The sequence below is a fragment of the Niveispirillum sp. GW835-FHT14G11 genome (genome assembly GCF_058793615.1).
Genome location: NZ_JBXAFZ010000012.1, coordinates 201,318 through 220,320, shown reverse-complemented (window position 1 = coordinate 220,320; position 19,003 = coordinate 201,318). Strand labels below are relative to the sequence as shown.

The 19,003-nt window shown below is 65.2% G+C and carries 17 protein-coding genes and 2 tRNA genes; 7 read left to right on the top strand and 12 right to left on the bottom strand.

Annotation, left to right across the window (positions count from 1 at the left end; all coding sequences use genetic code 11):
* The first annotated feature begins 91 nt into the window (after positions 1 to 91).
* The 3 genes from AC1Q7F_RS22190 (at position 92) to AC1Q7F_RS22180 (ending at position 5,739) form a co-directional block, all read left to right on the top strand.
* On the top strand, positions 92 to 751 hold the full coding sequence (locus AC1Q7F_RS22190; protein WP_492510718.1) for a glutathione S-transferase family protein: 660 nt from the start codon (positions 92 to 94) through the stop codon (positions 749 to 751).
* Positions 752 to 753: 2 nt separating this feature from the next.
* Complete coding sequence (gene gltB / locus AC1Q7F_RS22185) at positions 754 to 5,295, top strand: glutamate synthase large subunit (protein WP_492510717.1); 4,542 nt, start codon at positions 754 to 756, stop codon at positions 5,293 to 5,295.
* 198 nt (positions 5,296 to 5,493) lie between these two features.
* Positions 5,494 to 5,739, top strand: coding sequence for a hypothetical protein (locus tag AC1Q7F_RS22180; protein ID WP_492510716.1), 246 nt, complete (start codon positions 5,494 to 5,496; stop codon positions 5,737 to 5,739).
* A 13-nt stretch (positions 5,740 to 5,752) separates the two neighbouring features.
* Here AC1Q7F_RS22180 and AC1Q7F_RS22175 read toward each other — a convergent pair whose 3' ends face one another.
* From AC1Q7F_RS22175 to rpoN, 4 genes are all read right to left on the bottom strand, one after another.
* Positions 5,753 to 5,995 carry a hypothetical protein gene (locus AC1Q7F_RS22175; protein ID WP_492510715.1) on the bottom strand — a complete coding sequence of 81 codons (243 nt, stop codon included), beginning with the start codon at positions 5,993 to 5,995 and terminating at the stop codon, positions 5,753 to 5,755.
* Positions 5,985 to 6,443, bottom strand: coding sequence for a PTS IIA-like nitrogen regulatory protein PtsN (ptsN, locus tag AC1Q7F_RS22170; RefSeq protein ID WP_492510714.1), 459 nt, complete (start codon positions 6,441 to 6,443; stop codon positions 5,985 to 5,987). The genes AC1Q7F_RS22175 and ptsN overlap by 11 nt, the downstream gene beginning before the upstream one ends.
* A 69-nt stretch (positions 6,444 to 6,512) precedes the next feature.
* On the bottom strand, positions 6,513 to 7,130 hold the full coding sequence (gene hpf / locus AC1Q7F_RS22165; protein ID WP_492510713.1) for a ribosome hibernation-promoting factor, HPF/YfiA family: 618 nt from the start codon (positions 7,128 to 7,130) through the stop codon (positions 6,513 to 6,515).
* A gap of 113 nt (positions 7,131 to 7,243) precedes the next feature.
* Positions 7,244 to 8,776: an RNA polymerase factor sigma-54 gene (gene rpoN / locus AC1Q7F_RS22160; protein WP_492510712.1), complete on the bottom strand. Its 1,533-nt coding sequence runs from the start codon at positions 8,774 to 8,776 to the stop codon at positions 7,244 to 7,246.
* 388 nt (positions 8,777 to 9,164) lie between these two features.
* Here rpoN and AC1Q7F_RS22155 point away from each other — a divergent pair, with 388 nt between their 5' ends.
* Positions 9,165 to 10,454 carry an MFS transporter gene (locus AC1Q7F_RS22155; RefSeq protein WP_492510711.1) on the top strand — a complete coding sequence of 430 codons (1,290 nt, stop codon included), beginning with the start codon at positions 9,165 to 9,167 and terminating at the stop codon, positions 10,452 to 10,454.
* Between the two features lie 317 nt (positions 10,455 to 10,771).
* Here AC1Q7F_RS22155 and lptB read toward each other — a convergent pair whose 3' ends face one another.
* The 7 genes from lptB to AC1Q7F_RS22120 all read right to left on the bottom strand — a co-directional run bounded on the left by lptB (position 10,772) and on the right by AC1Q7F_RS22120 (position 15,076).
* A complete protein-coding gene (lptB, locus tag AC1Q7F_RS22150) occupies positions 10,772 to 11,548 on the bottom strand; it encodes an LPS export ABC transporter ATP-binding protein (RefSeq protein WP_492510710.1) in 777 nt (258 codons plus the stop codon).
* Entirely contained in the window at positions 11,545 to 12,510 is a 966-nt protein-coding gene (locus AC1Q7F_RS22145) for an LptA/OstA family protein (RefSeq protein WP_492510709.1), read from the bottom strand. The genes lptB and AC1Q7F_RS22145 overlap by 4 nt, the downstream gene beginning before the upstream one ends.
* The gene (lptC, locus tag AC1Q7F_RS22140) at positions 12,507 to 13,190 is read right to left on the bottom strand and encodes an LPS export ABC transporter periplasmic protein LptC (RefSeq protein ID WP_492510708.1); all 684 of its coding nucleotides are present in this window, start codon (positions 13,188 to 13,190) and stop codon (positions 12,507 to 12,509) included. Before lptC ends, AC1Q7F_RS22145 begins: the two co-directional genes overlap by 4 nt.
* Before the next feature lie 122 nt (positions 13,191 to 13,312).
* The gene (locus AC1Q7F_RS22135; RefSeq protein ID WP_492510707.1) at positions 13,313 to 13,927 is read right to left on the bottom strand and encodes a ribonuclease D; all 615 of its coding nucleotides are present in this window, start codon (positions 13,925 to 13,927) and stop codon (positions 13,313 to 13,315) included.
* 170 nt (positions 13,928 to 14,097) lie between these two features.
* Positions 14,098 to 14,182: transfer RNA gene (locus tag AC1Q7F_RS22130), tRNA-Leu, on the bottom strand.
* Between the two features lie 387 nt (positions 14,183 to 14,569).
* Positions 14,570 to 14,654, bottom strand: a tRNA-Leu gene (locus AC1Q7F_RS22125).
* Positions 14,655 to 14,806: 152 nt separating this feature from the next.
* Entirely contained in the window at positions 14,807 to 15,076 is a 270-nt protein-coding gene (locus tag AC1Q7F_RS22120) for a hypothetical protein (RefSeq protein WP_492510706.1), read from the bottom strand.
* Between the two features lie 121 nt (positions 15,077 to 15,197).
* Between AC1Q7F_RS22120 and AC1Q7F_RS22115 the strand changes: the two genes are divergently transcribed.
* The 3 genes from AC1Q7F_RS22115 to AC1Q7F_RS22105 all read left to right on the top strand — a co-directional run bounded on the left by AC1Q7F_RS22115 (position 15,198) and on the right by AC1Q7F_RS22105 (position 18,690).
* The gene (locus AC1Q7F_RS22115; RefSeq protein WP_492510705.1) at positions 15,198 to 16,178 is read left to right on the top strand and encodes a complex I NDUFA9 subunit family protein; all 981 of its coding nucleotides are present in this window, start codon (positions 15,198 to 15,200) and stop codon (positions 16,176 to 16,178) included.
* Positions 16,179 to 16,245: 67 nt separating this feature from the next.
* The gene (locus AC1Q7F_RS22110) at positions 16,246 to 16,965 is read left to right on the top strand and encodes a Bax inhibitor-1/YccA family protein (RefSeq protein ID WP_492510704.1); all 720 of its coding nucleotides are present in this window, start codon (positions 16,246 to 16,248) and stop codon (positions 16,963 to 16,965) included.
* Between the two features lie 123 nt (positions 16,966 to 17,088).
* Positions 17,089 to 18,690: a glycosyltransferase family protein gene (locus AC1Q7F_RS22105; protein ID WP_492510703.1), complete on the top strand. Its 1,602-nt coding sequence runs from the start codon at positions 17,089 to 17,091 to the stop codon at positions 18,688 to 18,690.
* On the opposite strand, the gene AC1Q7F_RS22100 is transcribed toward AC1Q7F_RS22105, so the two are convergent.
* On the bottom strand, positions 18,665 to 18,937 hold the full coding sequence (locus AC1Q7F_RS22100; protein WP_492510702.1) for a hypothetical protein: 273 nt from the start codon (positions 18,935 to 18,937) through the stop codon (positions 18,665 to 18,667). The genes AC1Q7F_RS22105 and AC1Q7F_RS22100 overlap by 26 nt on opposite strands.
* Between the last annotated feature and the right edge of the window lie 66 nt (positions 18,938 to 19,003).

Genomic DNA, 19,003 nt, shown 5'->3' with positions numbered 1-19,003 from the left:
CGAGCCACAGGCGAGCCCCGACATTCCCAGGTGCCGACGCTTGTCAGGGCTCGCTTTTGGCTCGACCTGACCTACGAACAGGACATGCATCATGCTCCGCCTCTACGACAACCTCTCCTCCGGGAACGGCTATAAGTGCCGCTGGCTGCTGACGCAGCTGGCGCTGCCGTTCGAACGCGTGGAGATGGATATCGACACGGGCGAGACGCGCACGGATGCCTTCCTGGCCCTGAACCCGAACGGGCGCATCCCGCTGCTGCAGCTGGCACCCGGCGATTTCCTGGCCGAAAGCAATGCCATCCTGCGCTGGCTGGCTGAGGATACGTCCTTCTGGCCGGACAACCGACGGGACAAGGCGGCCGTCCTGCAATGGCTGTTCTGGGAGCAGTATAGCCACGAGCCGAATATCGCCACGGCACGGTTCTGGATCACCCACAAGGTGGCGATGGACCCGGAACGCATCCATGCCCTGATCGTCAAGCGCGAGAATGGGCATGCGGCACTGCGGATGATGGAACGCCACCTGACGGGCCGTGACTGGTTCGTGGGGCAGAGCGCCACCATCGCCGACGTGGCGCTCTACGCCTACACCCATGTGGCGGAGGAGGGTGGGTTCGACCTTGCCCCCTATCCCGCCATCCGCGATTGGCTGGACCGGTTCGCCGCCCAGCCCAACCACATCAAGATCACGCAAGCCGTGGGCACGCCTGTGCCCGTGGCCGACGCATTGACTTCCGAACCGAGGGCCTGACCATGACCGACGCCAACATCCACGCGGGTGAGATTTTCGCGGCCGAATACACTGCCAACAAGGCCCTGTTGGATAGCACCGCCTTCGTCGATACCGAACAGCATGATGCCTGCGGCGTCGGCTTCGTGGCCGCCATCGACGGCAAGCCCCGGCGCGAGGTGGTGGAAAAGGCCGTGGAGGCGTTGCGGGCGCTGTGGCACCGCGGCGCGGTCGATGCCGACGGCAAGACCGGCGATGGTGCGGGCATCCATGTGCAGCTGCCCCAGGCCTTCTTCCGCGAGCATGTGGTGCGCACCGGCCATCCGGAGCCCAAGGGCCTGATCGCTGTCGGCCAGGTCTTTCTGCCGCGCACCGACCTGTCGGCGCAGGAGCGCTGCCGCGCCATCGTCGAAACCGAGATCCTGAACTGGGGCTACACGATCTATGGCTGGCGCCAGGTCCCCGTCGATATCTCGATCATCGGCGAGAAGGCCAATGCCACGCGGCCGGAGATCGAACAGATCATGGTCGGCAACCCCAAGGGCGTGGCCGAGGAACAGTTCGAGCGTGACCTCTATATCCTGCGCCGCCGTATCGAGAAGGCGGTGGCGGGGGAACAGATCGGCGGCTTCTATATCTGCACGCTCTCGGCCCGTTCCATCATCTACAAGGGCATGTTCCTGGCCGAACAGCTGACGGCGTTCTACCCCGACCTGCTGGACGCGCGGTTCGAGAGCAATTTTGCCGTCTATCACCAGCGCTATTCGACCAACACCTTCCCCACCTGGCAGCTGGCCCAGCCGTTCCGCACGCTTGCCCATAATGGCGAGATCAACACCCTGCGCGGCAACGTCAATTGGATGAAGGCGCATGAGACGCGCATGGACCATGAGGTCTTTGGCGCCAATATCGAGGATCTGAAGCCGGTCATCCAGGTCGGCTCGTCGGACAGCGGTGCGCTGGACGCCGTGTTCGAGCTGATGGTGAAGGCCGGCCGTTCCGCCCCCATGGTCAAGACCATGCTGGTGCCGGAAGCCTGGTCGAACAAGGAAGTGATGCCCCAGGCCCACCGCGACCTGTACTCCTATGCCAATTCCGTCATGGAGCCGTGGGACGGCCCGGCCGCACTGGCCATCTATGACGGCCGCTGGGTCGTGGGTGGGGTGGACCGTAACGGCCTGCGTCCCCTGCGCTATGTCATCACCGGCGACGGCCTGATCATCGGCGGGTCGGAGACCGGCATGGTCAAGATCAACGAGCAGGCCGTGGTGGAGAAGGGCCGCCTGGGTCCCGGGCAGATGATCGCCGTCGACCTGGTTGAGGGCAAGCTGTTCCATGACCGCGAGATCAAGGACAATCTGGCCGCCCAGCGCCCCTATGGCAAATGGATCGGTGAGATCACCGTCCTGGACGATCTGGTGAAGAAGGCCCCGGTGGAGCCGGCGGAACTGTCCAAGGACGAGCTGCGCCGCCGCCAGCTGGCCTATGGCATCACCATGGAGGATCTGGAACTGATCCTGCAGCCCATGGTGGACGATGCCAAGGAGGCCGTGGGCTCCATGGGCGATGACAGCCCCATCGCCGTGCTGTCGGACAAGTATCGCGGCCTGCACCATTATTTCCGCCAGAACTTCGCCCAGGTCACCAACCCGCCCATCGACAGCCTGCGCGAAACCCGCGTCATGTCGCTGAAGACCCGTCTGGGCAATCTGGGCAATGTGCTGGACGAGGATTCCACCCAGTGCCGGCTGTTGCAGCTGGAAAGCCCGGTGCTGACCAGCGCCGAATTCCGCGCCATGCGCAAATATATGGGCACGACGGCGGCGGAGATCGACTGCACCTTCGACGTCACCGCCGGCGACAATGCCCTGCGTGACGGTCTGCGCCGCATCCGCCAGGAGGCGGAGGATGCCGTGCGCGGCGGCGCCACCCATGTCATCCTGACGGATGAGGCCATGGGCGGGGACCGCGCGCCGATGCCGATGATCCTGGCCACGGGTGCCGTCCATACCCACCTGATCCGCCAGCAGCTGCGCACCTTCACGTCGCTGAATGTGCGGTCGGGCGAATGCCTGGACGTGCATTATTTCGCCGTGCTGATCGGCGTGGGGGCGACCACCGTCAATGCCTATATCGCCCAGGAAGCCATCGCCGATCGCCACCGCCGGGGCCTGTTCGGGACAATGAGCCTGGAGGACTGCCTGAAGCGCTACAAGAAGGCCATCAATGACGGTCTGCTGAAGGTCATGTCCAAGATGGGCATCTCCATCATCAGCTCCTATCGCGGCGGCCTGAATTTCGAGGCCATCGGCCTGTCCCGCTCCCTGGCCGCCGAGTATTTCCCCGGATTGCCGTCCCGCATCTCCGGCCTGGGCCTGCTGGGCATCCAGGAAGAGGTGCTGGGCCAGCACCGGCTGGCGTTTGATGAGGATGTCGTGGCCCTGCCGGTTGGTGGCTTCTACCGTTTCCGCAAGGGTGGCGACCGCCATGCCTGGGAAGGTGGGTTGATCCACCTGATGCAGACGGCGGTGGCCACCGACAGCTTCTCCACCTTCAAGAAATATTCCGAGGCGCTGAACAAGCGTCCGCCCATCAACCTGCGCGATCTGCTGGACTTCAAGCCGGCGGTCAAGGCGGTACCGGTGGACGAGGTGGAGAGCATCACCTCGCTCCGCAAGCGCTTCGTCACGCCTGGCATGTCGCTGGGGGCGCTGTCGCCGGAGGCGCATGGCACGCTGAATGTCGCCATGAACCGTATCGGCGCCCGCTCGGTCAGCGGCGAGGGGGGAGAGGATCCGGCGCGCTTCAAGCCGGATGCCAATGGCGACAACTGGAACAGCGCCATCAAGCAGGTGGCGTCCGGCCGCTTCGGTGTGACGGCGGAGTATCTGAACCAGTGCCGCGAGATCGAGATCAAGGTGGCCCAGGGTGCCAAGCCTGGCGAAGGCGGGCAGCTGCCCGGCTTCAAGGTGACCGAACTGATCGCCAAGCTGCGCCATTCCACGCCGGGCGTCATGCTGATCAGCCCCCCGCCGCACCATGACATCTATTCCATCGAAGACCTTGCCCAGCTGATCTATGACCTGAAGCAGGTCAACCCGACGGCCAAGGTCTGCGTGAAGCTGGTGGCAAGGTCGGGCATCGGCACCATCGCCGCCGGCGTGGCCAAGGCGGGGGCCGACATCATCCTGGTGGCCGGCCATAATGGCGGCACCGGCGCGTCGCCGCAGACGTCGGTGAAATATGCCGGCGTGCCGTGGGAAATGGGCCTGACGGAAGTGCAGCAGGTGCTGACGCTGAACCGCCTGCGCCACCGCGTGACGCTGCGCACCGATGGCGGCCTGAAGACTGGTCGCGACATCGTTATCGCCGCCATGCTGGGGGCGGAGGAGTTCGGCATCGGTACCGCGGCCCTGGTCGCCATGGGCTGCATCATGGTCCGCCAGTGCCATTCCAACACCTGCCCCGTCGGCGTCTGCGTGCAGGACGAGGAACTGCGCAAGAAGTTCACCGGCACGCCGGAAAAGGTCGTCAACCTGTTCAGCTTCATTGCCGAGGAGGTGCGCGAGATTCTGGCCAATCTGGGCTTCCGTGAACTGCGTGAGGTGGTGGGCCGGTCCGACCTGCTGCATCAGGTCAGCCGCGGTGCCGCCCATCTGGACGATCTGGACCTCAACCCGCTGCTGGCCGTGGCCGATCCCGGCGAATATGCCCGCTATTGCACCCTGGAAGGCCGCAACGAGGTGCCGCCGACGCTGGACAAGCAGATGATCGAGGATGCCCGCGCCCTGTTCGAGGACGGGGAGAAGACGCAGATGCAGTACCATGCGCAGAACACCCACCGCGCCATTGGTACCGCCCTGTCGGGCATGATCACCCGCAAGTTCGGCATGAAGGGCCTGCAGCCCGGCCACGCCACTGTCCGCCTGCGCGGTTCGGCCGGCCAGTCACTGGGCGCTTTCGCGGTGCAGGGCCTGAAGCTGGAAGTGTTCGGTGATGCCAACGACTATGTCGGCAAGGGCCTGTCGGGTGGCACCATCGTGGTGCGGCCGCTGACCGCGTCTCCGCTGAAGACCAACGAGAACACCATCATCGGCAACACGGTCCTCTACGGTGCCACCGCGGGCAAGCTGTTCGCGGCGGGGCAGGCCGGTGAACGGTTCGCGGTGCGCAATTCCGGTGCCACGGTCGTGGTCGAAGGCTGCGGCTCCAATGGCTGCGAATACATGACGGGCGGTCTGGCCGTGATCCTGGGCGCTGTCGGCGACAATTTCGGTGCCGGCATGACGGGCGGCATGGCCTATGTCTATGACGAGGAAGGTCAGTTCCCGTTGTTCGTGAACCCGGAGAATGTCATCTGGCAGCGCCTGGAGGTCCCGCATTACGAGGATCAGCTGAAGTCCCTGATCCAGGAGCATATCGACGAGACGGGCAGCCGCTGGGCGGCCCAGCTGCTGAACGACTGGGACTTGGTGCGGGGCAAGTTCTGGCAGGTGGTGCCCAAGGAGATGCTGAGCCGGCTGACGGTGCCCGTTACGGCACCGGAACGGCTGAGCGCGGAGTAAGGTCAAGTAAGGATAGGGGGCTGGAAGGCCCCCTTTTCTTTTGCCCGCGCGACTCGGGGGGCCAGGGTTTGCGCGGGTTGCGAGTCGCGGCGGTGAGCAGCGAGTCGAATCTATCCTTACTTGGAGTCGGGAGAGAGTCTGTAAGGGATGGGGTGGGCCGGGCTGGTTTCTCCGTCATTGCTGTATTATGTTGGTGTTATGTCCAGCACCCTGCTCGAACGCGCATTCAGCGAAGTCCGCAAGCGGCCTGTTAGTGAACAAGATGCCATTGCATCGTTTGTTCTCGACGCACTCTCGGCCCCCGTGACCATAGCTCCTGATCGTCTAGCGGTTATTCAGGCGGGCATCGCCAGGGGGCGGGCTGATGCTGTTGCCGGCCGTATTGTCGATGTCGACACGTTGGAGGCGGAGTTGCGGGCTGAATTCGGCATGGACGCCGACTGAGGATGCTGCGTCCTCACTTCACGGAATTCGACATGATTTGTCGATTGATGCGCGGGTATTCCCTTACCGAAACCATCTGATTTTCTACGACATCACCCGCACCGGCATCCTGGTCCTGCACGTGATCGGCACCCGTCAGGATATCCCCAACCTGCCCCTCTGATTCCCAAGCGATTCCCAAAAAGAAACCGGCGCCCCGTGTTCGGGACGCCGGTTCCACACTCTTTGCAAGTGCGCCCGAAACCTTACGCGGCATGCACCTGTTCGGTCTGGGCCAGCAGCGCATAAAGGGCGTCGCCCGATTCAGCACCGCGCAGCTTGTCACACAGCACCGGGTCCCGGAGTGCGCGGGAGACGCGGGCCAGCGCCTTCAGGTGATCGGCGCCGGCCCCTTCCGGGGCCAGCAGCAGGCAGATCAGATCCACCGGCTGTTCGTCGATCGCCTCGAAATCGACCGGCTTTTCCAGCCGGGCGAAAATGGCGGTAACGCCGGTCAGGCCCGGCAGCTTGCCGTGCGGGATACCGATGCCACGCCCCACACCTGTGGTGCCCAAGCGTTCACGCTCCACCAGAACATCAAAGATGGCCCGTTCATGATGGCCGGTAAGATCGGCCGCTTTCCTGGCCAGTTCCTGAAGGACCTGCTTTTTGGAGCCAGCCTTCAGGTTCGGGAGGATCGCCTCCGGCGTCAAAAGATCATTCATCGCTGCCGAAGGGGTTGGGAATGAAGGGGATACGGAACGCAAGGATACAGCCATGGGGAACGCATCACCTTACTGTTTCACCGACCCTGCCGCCCCGGCAGGGTCCACCCAGCCGATGTTTCCATCGGGCCGGCGATAGATCATGTTCAAGCCGCCATGTCCGCGGTTCCGGAACATCAGTGCCGGCAGCTCGCCAAGGTCCATGCGCATCACGGCTTCGCTGACCGTCAGCATTTCGATGGATGTTTCCATCTCCGCGACGACCGTGCCGTGATGCCCGTTCACCTCCGGAGCCGGCGCATCATCCGCCTCATAATCGTCGGAATCCACCTCGGCTTCAAGGATGTACTTGCGGGCGGACTGGACCGGCAGCTGCGCGATCGTCGTTCGCTCATGATGGTCCTTCAGGCGGCGCTTGTACCGGCGCAGCCGTTTGGCAACACGATCGGCGGCCTCATCAAAGGCGGGATAGGGTTCCGTTGCCTCGGCATTTGACTGCAACAGGATCCCCCGGCCCACATGGACCTGGATATCCGCCTTGTAGAGATGTGCATCCTTGGACAGGATGACAGTCGCCTCCATGGGGTTGCCGAAATATTTTCCGACCATCGATGCCAGCTGGTCCTTCACATGGGTCCGCAGAGCATCGCCCACATCCAGTTGCTTGCCTTTGACGGTGACTTGCATATTCGACCTGTCGTTTCAGGGCGCATGACCAGACCCGAAGGAACCATTTTCCAGGAACCGGCATCCAGACCGGGAGTCCCAGGACGGTGTTCCTTCAGCGGCCAGCGCAGGGGTTACAACCCAAGGGCCTTTTCCCGACGGCGCTGGACTGAAGAGGGGATCTTCATACCCTCACGATACTTTGCCACCGTCCGCCGCGCAATGTCGATCCCGTCTGCACGCAGGATTTCGACAATTTTATCATCCGACAGCGTGTCATCCGGCTTCTCCGCATCGATCAGGGCCTTGATGCGATAACGCACGGCCTCAGCCGAATGGGCCGCCTGCCCGTCGGCACCTTGGATGGCTGAGGTAAAGAAGTATTTAAGTTCAAAGACTCCGCGCGGGCTGGACAGGAACTTATTGGTGGTAACCCGGCTGACGGTGCTCTCATGCATGCCGATGGCTTCCGCGATGTCGCGCAGGATCAGCGGCTTCATGAACTGCAATCCGTGCAGGAAGAAGGCGTCCTGCTGGCGCACGATCTCGGTCGCCACCTTCAGGATGGTGTTGGCCCGCTGATGCAGGCTTTTCACCAGCCAGCTGGCCGACTGGAACTGTTCAGCGATATAGTCCTTGTCCTGCTTGCTGCGGGCCCCGGTATTGACGCGGCTGTGATAGCGCTGGTTAACCAGCACGCGCGGCAGCGTTTCGGTGTTCAGCTCCACGACCCAGCCGCCGCCGGGGCTGGCCCGCATCAGGATGTCGGGCACCACCGTCTGCACCGGCTCGAAATCGAAGGACAGTGCCGGTTTGGGGTTCAGCGCCTTGATCTCGGCCACCATGTCGGCCAGATCGTCGCCGTCACAACCGCAGACCTTCAGCAATTGCTGGAGATTGCGGGCCGCCAGCAGGGGCAGGTTGTTGAGCAGCGCCTGCATGCAGGGGTCCAGGCGGTTCTTTTCCCGCAGCTGGATCGACAGGCATTCAGCAAGCGTCCGGGCGAAGATGCCGCCGGGATCGAAGCGCTGCAGGCGCTTCAGGACGGCTTCCACCTGCTCCAGCTCGCAGCCCAGCTGGACCGCCACCTCTTCCAGACTGCCGGTGAAATACCCGGCCTCGTCCAGATGGTCCATCAGGGCATAGGCGACCAGGCGGTCCAGGCGGTCGGGCAGATCCATGGCGATCTGCTCTTCCAGATGATCGCGCAGTTTGGGCCGCTCGGTCAGGGTCGCCTCAAACCCCTCCCCATCATCATCGAAGCCGCCGCTGCGCGAGGACCAGTCGCCAAACTGCTCGCCCGAACCCAGACCGGCACTCTCCATGTCGGCGACGGAGCTGTTGGTGTAGACATTCTCGTAATCGGTATCGAGCGGCGCGTCGCTGGAGGAGCCCATGCGGTCGCTGGTGGCCAGTTCCACCGTGTCGGCGACCCGGCCTTCCTGGATGGGGGCCGCCACTTCCTCCCGGTCGACACCAGTGGTGGGGGCGTCGTTCCAGTCGCCGCCATCGTCGCGTTCCAGCAGCGGGTTGCGCTCCAGCTCCGCGTCCACATATTCGGCCAGTTCAATGTTGGACAATTGCAGCAGCTTGATCGCCTGCTGCAATTGCGGCGTCATGACCAGCGACTGTGCCTGGCGGATATCGAGCCGTTGCTGGAGCGCCATTCTTGCCGAGGGACCTGTTCTGACGGGGTGGCTGGCTGCCGGTGGTGACGATGCCAGGGCACGGACGCCGACGATGGTCTTTCCTGGAAAGCCGCCGCCGTCACCCTTGACGGCCCGTCGGCTGGTATACCCCCGTCGGCTGTTCCCCAGCGAGGCCAAAGGTAAGGCCCAAGCCGCGCGCCCGCAACAGTTTGGCCCTATGGGAGCAAAAATTATTCCATTGCTTTCTGCTGCGTTTTACGGCTGGAACAAAGGCTGAAGGCCAACCGGCAAGGAATGGCGGCACCAAATGCTACGGGGCGGATGAGAGCCGCCCTGGTGCGACGGTGCGGACCATCATGTCGACAGCGACCTGAACCGGCTTTCACTCCAGTCTCAGGATCATGCCATGTCTATCCCCAAATCGCCGGCCGATGCGCGCCGTGCCGTCTTCGCCAATCGTGATTTCCGCTGGCTGGTGGCCGGCGGCGTCATCTCCATGCTGGGCGACCAGTTTACCTTGCTGGCCATGCCGTGGCTGATGCTGAAGCTGACGGGCGACAGTCTGGCGCTGGGCCTGGTCCTGGCCATCATGGGCATCCCGCGCGCCCTGTTCATCCTGGTCGGTGGCGCTCTGACCGACCGCTATTCCTCGCACCGTGTGCTGATGCTGACCAAGCATGTCAACACCGCCCTGCTGGCTGTGCTTGGGGTGCTGGTCTGGACTGATACGCTGCCGCTCTGGTTGCTGTATCCGCTGGCGCTGGGCATCGGGCTGGCCAGCGCCTTCTCCATCCCGGCCGGCACCTCCATCCTGCCGACGGTCGTGCCGCGCGAACATCTGGCGGCGGCCAACGGGGTGATGATGGGGTTGCGGCAGATGACGCTGCTGGCCGGTCCCGCTCTGGCCGGCCTGATGATCGCGCTTTCCGCCGATGGCGGCAGCCGGGGTGGGACGGTGGGAGCGAAGGAGAGCGGGACGGCGCTGGCCTTCCTGCTGGACGCCGCCACTTTCGCCCTGTCGGCCTGGACACTGGCCAAGGTGAAGGCCGCGGCGGCCGACCCGGCGGCCCGCGATGTCTCCATCCTCCGCTCCATCGGCGAGGGCTTGCGCCATTTCTGGAACGACGCGCATTTGCGCACGCTCTGCCTCTATTTCGCGGCCGTCACGGCCTGCATTTCCGGCCCGGTTCAGGTGGGGCTGCCGTTGCTGGTGGATCAGCGGCTGCCGGGCGGGGCGGGGGCACTGGGCACCATCTTGGCCGCACATGGGGCCGGCATGATGGCGGGCCTGGTCTTCTCCGCGGCCAGGCCGGGTTTGCGCCTCGGCACGCTGGGCCTGACCATCCTGGCCATCGACATCGTCTGCGGTGTGTTTTTCCTGCCCTTGGCCTTCGTGACGGCCACTTGGCAGGTGATGGCGCTGCTGTTCACGGTTGGCGTCCTGGGTGGCTTCGTCCAGGTGCGGATCTGGACCTGGATGCAGCGGCGCGTGCCGCCGGCCATGTTGGGCCGCGCCATGGCCCTGTTCATGTTCATCTTCATGGGCGTGGGGCCGCTGTCGGCCGCCCTGGTCGGCGCCGTGATGCGTCAGGTCAGCGTGACCCAGATGATGCTGGCAACGGGCCTGCTGCTGACGGTGCTGGCCCTGGCCGGTGTGCTGTTCACGCCCATCCGGCAGGTGCGGGAAGAGGCCTGATCCGCCAAGGCCGGCGCGTAATAGTGTATGGACTTTCTATTTACAGGGCAGGCCAGATGCCGCATGTGGAAACGGCGGGTCGGAATTGGCCGGCCCGCCGTTCACGGAGGTAAAGAGGCATGAGTAAGATGCCCTTTATCCTTGTACTTCGGGTTCCGTTCTGGCGGGGGCGTGTGTCGCACGTCTCCATCATGATCGACCGAGGCTAAGGTGGGTGGGTCGGAGCAGCAACTCCGGCCCACCTCCTTCGATTATACGAGAAAATGCGGCGGATTTCTAGCGTCGCGGGGGGCGTTCGGAACGCGCAATGCCGATGGTTACAGGCTGAACCGTTCGCCCAGATAGACGCGGCGGACATCCTTGTGGGCCACGATCTCCGACGGGGCCCCCTCCATGAGCACGACGCCGTCATGCAGGATGTAGGCGCGGTCGACGATGTCCAGCGTCTCGCGCACATTATGGTCGGTGATCAGCACGCCGATGCCGCGTTCACGCAGATGGCTGACCAGCTCGCGGATCTCGTTGACCGCGATGGGATCGACGCCGGCGAACGGTTCGTCCAGCAGGATGAAATGCGGCTGGCTGGCCAGGGCGCGGGCGATTTCCGCGCGGCGGCGTTCACCGCCCGACAGGGCCAGCGCCGGCGTGCGGCGCAAGTGCGTGATGGAGAATTCGGCCAGCAACTCGTCCAGCCGCTGTTCGCGCACGTCGCGGTCGGGTTCCACCACCTCCAGCACGGCGCGGATATTGTTCTCCACCGACAGGCCGCGGAAGATGCTGGCCTCCTGCGGCAGATAGCCGATGCCCAGCCGCGCGCGGCGATACATGGGCAGCGACGTGACATCCATGCCGTCCAGGGTGATACTGCCATGATCGGGCAGGATCAGGCCGGTGATGATGTAGAAGCAGGTGGTCTTGCCGGCACCGTTGGGCCCCAGCAGCCCCACCGCCTCGCCCCGGTTCACCGACAAGGAGATGTCGCGCAGCACGGGCCGGCCCTTATAGGCTTTGCCGATGCGGGACGCCACAAGCCCCGTATTGTCGGTCACCAGCCTGGGGCCGGTCGCGGACTTGTCCTGGGTCGGCTGCGTCATGGCTTCTGGCTCCCCGGCGGGTTGGCGGGCGGGCTGGGCTGCTGCGGCGTACCGCCCTGGCCCTGCCGGTTGGGAATGAACAGGCCCTGCACGCGGCCATCCGTCGCCGTGGCACCCGGAGGGCTGCCCGGCGGGGTGGTCGTGGGTGTGGTACCCGGTACACGCGATAGAATACGGCTGATACCCGACTTCAGGTCAACCTCTGCCGCAGGACCGTTCAGCTGATTCTGGCCGCGGGTGACACGGACATTGCCGGTCAGCAGCGCACGCTCGCTGTCCAGGTCATAAGTACCCTTGTCGCCACGCGCCGTTTCAGTCTTGGTCGTAATGATGACATTGCCACTGCCATCGACGCGGGACAGGCCCAGCTTGTCCTGGCTGTTGCGGGCCATCAGCGCCACCAGACGGTCGGCGCGGATGCGGTCCTGCGGGCGGGCGGCCAGCGCGTCGCCGCGCGCCACGGCCAGTTCCTGCTCGCGCCAATATTCCAGGCTGTCGCGGGCCGTCACCGTTTCGTTCGGTGTCACCAGGCGCAGACCCTCGCCGGTCAGCACGGCCACCGACCGGTCCAGGTCATAGATGGCGCGAGAGCCAAAGGCCGTGCGCTCGCCATTCTTCAGGCGCACATTGCCTTCGGCCAGCAGGCGGTAGACCTCGTTGGCGCCACCGGCCTCCTTGCGGAAATAGGCGGCCAGCGTGTCGGCGGTCAGCACCATGTCGCCCTGGGTGGCGGTGGCGCCGCCCCGGGCGATGGCGACCTGCAATTTCTCATGATATTCGAACCCGGCCGGGGCATCGACCTCGATCGGCTTCGACCCGCCGATGGCCAGCGATGGGCCGGGGGCGGCCGATGCCGGTGCCGCTTCCGGTGCCTGCTGTGCCAGACCCGTGCCGGTCGCCAGCGCCAAACCCAGCGCCATCAGCCCGCCCCAACCGATCATCGCCCTTTTCACCGCACTCATGGCGCCGTTTCCTTCGGCTTGTCGTTGCCCTTCGTGCCCGCCTTGTCGCCGGCGCTGAAAGCGCGCAGCCTTGCATGGCCCGTGAAGACCAGCACGTCGCCATCATCCAGCACGCGGAAGCCCCCGGCCTCCACCGTGCCCATCGGCCCCTGGCCCTCCACGGGCCGGTTGCCCCAGGCGATCCCCTTCTTCACGTCCAGCACGGCCTCCTGGGTCCGCAGTTCATAGCCGGAACCGTGGAAGAAGGAGACGGTACCGTCCAGGGCCAGGACCTGGCTGTCCTGGTCGTACTTGCCCTTGTCGGCGGCCACCGACAGCCAGGTGCCGCGCTTCAGCGTGATGTCGGCCTGCGGCACCGACAATTCCACGTTGGACCGGTCGCCGCCCTGTTGCGCCGCGCGCTGGGCCCGGATCTCGAACGGCTGGTCGCCGGTGTCGGTGCCCAGATAGCGGGCCTGGGTCAGTTCCAGATCGCCCTGGGCCGGGCCGGGGCGCGACTTGTCCGCCGAACCGCCGAACAGCGGCCAGATGAAGATGGTCAGCAGTACCACGCCCGCCACCGCCGGCAGGGCCACCCGCGCCACCCGCACCGCCTTGCTGTGCGCGTAGGGATCCCGTCCGCCGCCTGCCGGCTGGCGTGCCGTGGTCGGCCGGTTGGACGGGGTTTGGGGAATGGCCATCGGCAGGGAGGGGTCCTCGAATGATGGTGCTTTGGATCAGGGGTGTCAGCAGATGACAGAATAGAAGGGCATTTCTGTGACGGGCCGCACAGGGACGGCCCGCCATGCCCGCCGCGCTTGCCTCAGTGGGAAAAAATGTCGGGCTCTTCCCAGCCCAGCAGATCCAGCTTGCCACGCGCCGGCAGGAAGGCGAAGCAGGCTTCCGCCAGCTCGCGCCGGCCTTCACGCTCCAGCAGCGCGTCCAGCTTGGCCTTGATCTGGTGCAGATACAGCACGTCGGACGCGGCGTATTTCAGCTGCTCCTCGTTCAGGTCCGCCGCACCCCAGTCACTGGATTGCTGCTGCTTGGACAGCTCGATCCCCGTCAGTTCCTTGCACAGGTCCTTCAGGCCGTGGCGATCGGTGGAGGTGCGGACCAGCTTGGAGGTGACCTTGGTGCAATAGACCGGGGCACAGGTAATGCCCAGCGCCCGGTACAGCACCGCCACGTCGAAACGGGCGAAATGGAACAGCTTCAGCACCTTGGGGTCCGACAGCAGGCGCGCCAGGTTGGGTGCGCTGGTCTGACCCTTGGTGATCTGCACCAGATGCGCATTGCCGTCGCCCGAGGACAGCTGCACCAGGCACAGCCGGTCGCGGTGCGGGTTCAGGCCCATGGTCTCCGTATCGACGGCGACGACGGGGCCCAGATCAAGGTCATCGGGCAGGTCACCGACATAGAGGGAGGTCTGGGACATCGGATGCGTTCCTTCGCGGGCGGGCAAATATTCGTCACCTCCCTTATCGGTTGCCGGCACGGTCACCGCAAGGGGTGATGCCGCAAGGGTCCGATGCCGGGGAGGAGGGCAGTCCAGAAACGCTTAAGGCCGCCGGGGTGAACCGGCGGCCTTAAGAGCGTTCATGCGGATGGTGCCCAGAAGAAGACTCGAACTTCCACACCTTGCGGTACAGGTACCTGAAACCTGCGCGTCTACCAATTCCGCCATCTGGGCGTCTCCGACCCGCACCGTGCATCGTTGCCCCAGGGGGCGGCCGCTGGGCGGTGCGTCGTGGGGCGGGTGTATAATCGGGCCGGACGCGGGCGTCAACAGCTTTATTCGATGAGCGTGCCGCAGGAATGGATCGGTGGGACGGTCGATCGGCGGGCCCCGTTTGCGAGGCGGGCTGGCTCCCCCGCTCCCCGATCCCTTCTACCCGCTGCCCCGGCAGGAGGACAGACATTGCCGGGTTGGCGCCATGGCCGGGATGGCAAACTCCCCCGGCCGCAGCAGGTGATCGAAGGATAGGGCGCAACTGACACGATGTCACCGGTTAACGAGGCCCAGAAACGCTTAAGGCCGCCGGAATGAACCGGCGGCCTTAAGTGCGTTACATCGGAATGGTGCCCAGAAGAAGACTCGAACTTCCACACCTTGCGGTACAGGTACCTGAAACCTGCGCGTCTACCAATTCCGCCATCTGGGCGCTTTTCCGAACCGCGCTATCCATCGTTACCGGTGGGCGTCGCGTCGTGGAGGGGGCTTATAATCACTGGCGCGGGTGCCGTCAATGTGTGTTTTGACAGCTGTCGCAATTTTTTAGCCAGCGGATAGGGCGCCATTGCGTGGGGCTGGACATCAACTGATGGCGACGAACGTGCCCGTCATCCGTCCTTGGGAGAACAGGATCGGGCCGGGCACCCCGCCAAACACGCCATCATAGGTGTCCAGATGGCCCTTCAGGTTGACCGAGGTCGACAGGGATGCGTAGCTGATGAGGCCGATATAGGTGTGGTTATTCTCCACCCCCGCCGGGAGCATGACATTGCCGGGATTGACGATCACGAGGTTCTGATTGGCGGTGGCCTGCCGGTTTATCGGGCCCGGCCCCGTATACTGGAACTGCACGTTCTTTTCGGGGCCGGTATATCGGGGCACCGCCGTGCCGTTTACTGTTAGGGTCCGGTGACTTTTCCCGCCTGGCCTGCGCGCCATATGGGGAAGGGAGCGGCGCCCAGAGGAGGAACAGATGCAGGCGGTTGGGGGCAGGGTGGTGGTGTTCGGTGGTTCCGGTTTCATCGGACGCCAGGTGATTGCCCGGTTGGCACGGGCGGGGTCGCTGGTTGTGGTGCCGTCGCGCCATCCCGGACAGCTTGGATATCTGCGTTGCGCCGGCGAGGTGGGGCGGGTGGTGCCCGTGGCCGCCGATATCCGGGACGACGCCTCGGTCGCGGCCGTTCTTGCCGGGGCGGATGGGGTGGTGAACCTGATCGGCATCCTGGCGCCCAGCGGCGGCAATGGTTTCGACGCCGTGCAGCATCGGGCGGCCGCCCGCATCGCGGCGGCGGCGCGGGCGGCGGGTGCCAGGACATTCGTCCAGATGTCGGCCATCGGGGCCGATGCCGCTTCCGACAGCGCCTATGCCGCCAGTAAGGGAGCGGGGGAGGCGGCCGTGCGGGCAGCCTTTCCCGATGCGGTGATCCTACGCCCTTCCATCGTGTTCGGTCCCGGTGATGGATTCTTCAACCGCTTCGGCCGGATGGCGAAGCTGTTGCCCTTCCTGCCGCTGATCGGCGGCGGACGCACGCGGTTCCAGCCGGTTTATGTCGGCGATGTCGCCGATGCGGTGATGGTGGCCTTGACCGACCCTGCGCGCCGGGGGCGGACCTATGAACTGGGCGGGCCCCGCAGCTACAGTTTCATGGAACTGCTGGACTATATCCGCCGACAGGCCGGGGTGCCGGGGCGCTGGCTGCTGCCGCTTCCCTTTCCCATCGCCACGATCCAGGCCGCCTTCATGGAATTGCTGCCGGGCAAGCCGCTGACGCGTGATCAGGTGCGGCTGCTGAAACGGGATAATGTCGTGTCCGGTACCCTGCCGGGGCTGGCGGATCTGGGCATCGTCCCGACAGCGGTGGAACTGGTGGTTCCCACATATCTGAGCCCGCCCCGCGTTTCCATCACGGCTCGGCCTGTGAAAATGCGCGGGGCGAAGACCGATTTCCATTGATCGGAACCCTATGCCTCCCAATATAAGCGTCGTGTACCTCTCAACAGCCCCTGTCGAGGATACTTCGATGGTAAACGGACCCTATAATCCGTATGCGGCGGGCAGCCGGACCATGGACCAGGCGTCGTTCGACGCCGGCCTGCGGACCCATATGCTGCGCGTCTATAATTACATGTGCTTGGCGTTGGCAATCACCGGCGGCGTCGCCTTCCTGGGCGCCCAGAGCGAAACCCTGGTGGCGGCGATCTTCGGTACCCCCCTGAAATGGGTGGTCATGCTGGCTCCGCTGGCCTTCATCTTCTTCGGCTTCAAGCCGGATCGGATGTCGGCCTCGGCGCTGCGCACCAGTCTGATCGTCTTCAGTGCCCTGATGGGCCTGTCGATGATGGCCATCTTCCTGGTGTATACGGGCGCCAGCATCGCCCGCGTCTTCTTCATCACGGCGGCGATGTTCGCCGGCACCAGCCTGTACGGCTACACCACCAAGGCCAGCCTGGCCAAGATGGGCAGCTTCATGGTGATGGGCCTGATCGGCATCATCATCGCCGGTCTGGTGAACATCTTCCTGGCCTCCAGCGCCATGCAGTTCGCCATCTCGGTGATCGGCGTGGTGGTCTTCACGGGCCTGACGGCCTGGGACACCCAGAACATCAAGGAGAACTACGCGTCCTCCTGGGGTGATGAGACCAACAGCCGCCTGGCCGTCATGGGTGCTTTGTCGCTGTACCTGAACTTCATCAACCTGTTCCAGATGCTGCTGTCCCTGATGGGCCAGCGCGACGAATAAGGATTGGCGGGTCCAGGACCTTTTGGAACGCCCGGCGCGGATGCCTCCGCGCCGGGCGTTTCCATTTCCGGGGCCGGGCCGCTATGATCCGCGCCGCGATTAAGGTGACTGAGGGCGATCAAGGTGGCGACGGGTGAGGCGGAACTGGCAGCGCTGACAGCCGCCCTGCGGCAGGACCTGTCGGCAGGGCTGGAGGAGGCGCTGTTCGATGCCGGCCGCTGGGCCCGTGCCCAGGATTTGGTGGAACGGATCGGGGCCTTGGTGGCCGCCGGGGCCGATCCGGCCGGACCGGCGGCGATGCTGGACGGGCTGCCGGCCCCGCGCAACCGGCGTGAACGGGTGATGGGGCATCTGCTGCGCGCCAGCCTGTTGCTGGACGGGGCGGCGCCCACCGCCGCGATCATGGCGTTGATTGATGATCTGGAAAGCCCCGCACCCCGCCACAGTCTGGCCCAGGCCGATTATATCCTGCGCGCCCTGGTCTTTGCCGTCTGGAGCAACCGCATGCGGCTGATCGATGCCGGGGCCCACGACCTGGCCCTGCGTCGGCTCTGGCATCTGATCCTGGACCGGTATCGCGCGCAGATGCCGGTGCGTGCGCCGGTGGCCCCGGCGGAGCGGCAGCGCGATCTGGTTGTGCTGATGGTCGGGCAGTTCATGCGCGGCATGCACCAGCCCTCCCTCGACACGCTGGATTTCGTGTCCAGGCTGGTGCTGCGTTTCGGCCGGCGGGTTGTGCTGGTCAATACCGCTGACGGCCCGTCGGGCGTGCATTATCCCTATCTGGGCCGCTTCACCGGCAGCGTGGATGAGGGGCTGGTTGCGCAGACGCAGTTGGTGATCAACCGGCAGCCGGTGCCCTTCATCCACCTGCCGCCGGGCTTCACCGACCCGGAGATGGCGGCCGCCACGCGCGACCGCATCCTGGCCCTGAAGCCCGATCTGGTGCTGTCCTTCGGCACCCTGAACCCGGTGGCCGATCTGTGCCGCGGCCTGCTGGACGTGGTGTCCGTGCCGTTCGGCACCTATCTGCCGATGGCGGCGCCGCGTTATGTCGCCCTGCCGCGCCAGCTGGCGGCGGGGGATGGCGAGGCGCTGGCCGTGGCCGGGCTGGGGGCGGCGCAGGTCATCCCCATCCATTACGCCTATGAACTGCCCAAAACCGGTACACCGCGCACCCGTGACGAGCTGGGGCTGCCGGGGGATGCCATTGTCACCGCCCTGATCGGCCTGCGGCTGGAGCAGGAGGTGACGGCGGATGTCGTCCGCACCCTGGACGCGTTGATCCAGGCGGAACCGCGGCTGTTTTTCCTGTTCGTGGGCAAGCTGGAGGGGTATGGGGCCCTGTGCGCCGGGCTGCCGCATCTGGCCGCCCGGTCGCGCGCCCATGGCTATGACCCCGACGTGCTGTCGATCCTGCCGGCCTGCGACCTGTATCTGAACCCGCCGCGTGGCGGGGGCGGGGCGTCGGCGGCCTATGCGCTGGCGACGGGTGTGCCGGCCTATACGCTGGGTTTGGGCGATGTGGCGACGGTGGCGGGTGCCGGCTTCCATCTGGCGCGACTGGCGGATTTCGCGGATGCCGCCCGGCGCTTTGCCGATGACCCCGCCCACCGTGCCGATCAGCAGGCCAAGGCCCGCGCCCGCTTTGCCGACATCTCCTCGCGTCAGGTGATGCTTGCCCAGATCCTGGACGGGGTCAAGGCGATGCGGGCGACAGGATAAGGGGCGTCTGGTCGGGCCAGCAGCGGGCATTCTCCATCAACGCCTCGGCCCGGTCGGCTTCATCCTGCGGGTCGCCGGGGATGAACACGGCGCGGCCCCGGCTGCCGGTATTCAGCTCCAGCGTCAGGCGGTGGCCGGCATCCTGGTCGGTTCCCATGATGGTGAAGCAGCCGCCTTGGGCGGCCAACGTCCGGCAGGCGGCCGCAATCGCCGGCGTCACGCCCAGCACCACATAGGACAGTTCCATGGGCATGAGCTTTCTACTCATGCCTATACAGGCCGGTGACTGCCCGCCCGGCGCATGAGGGAACAT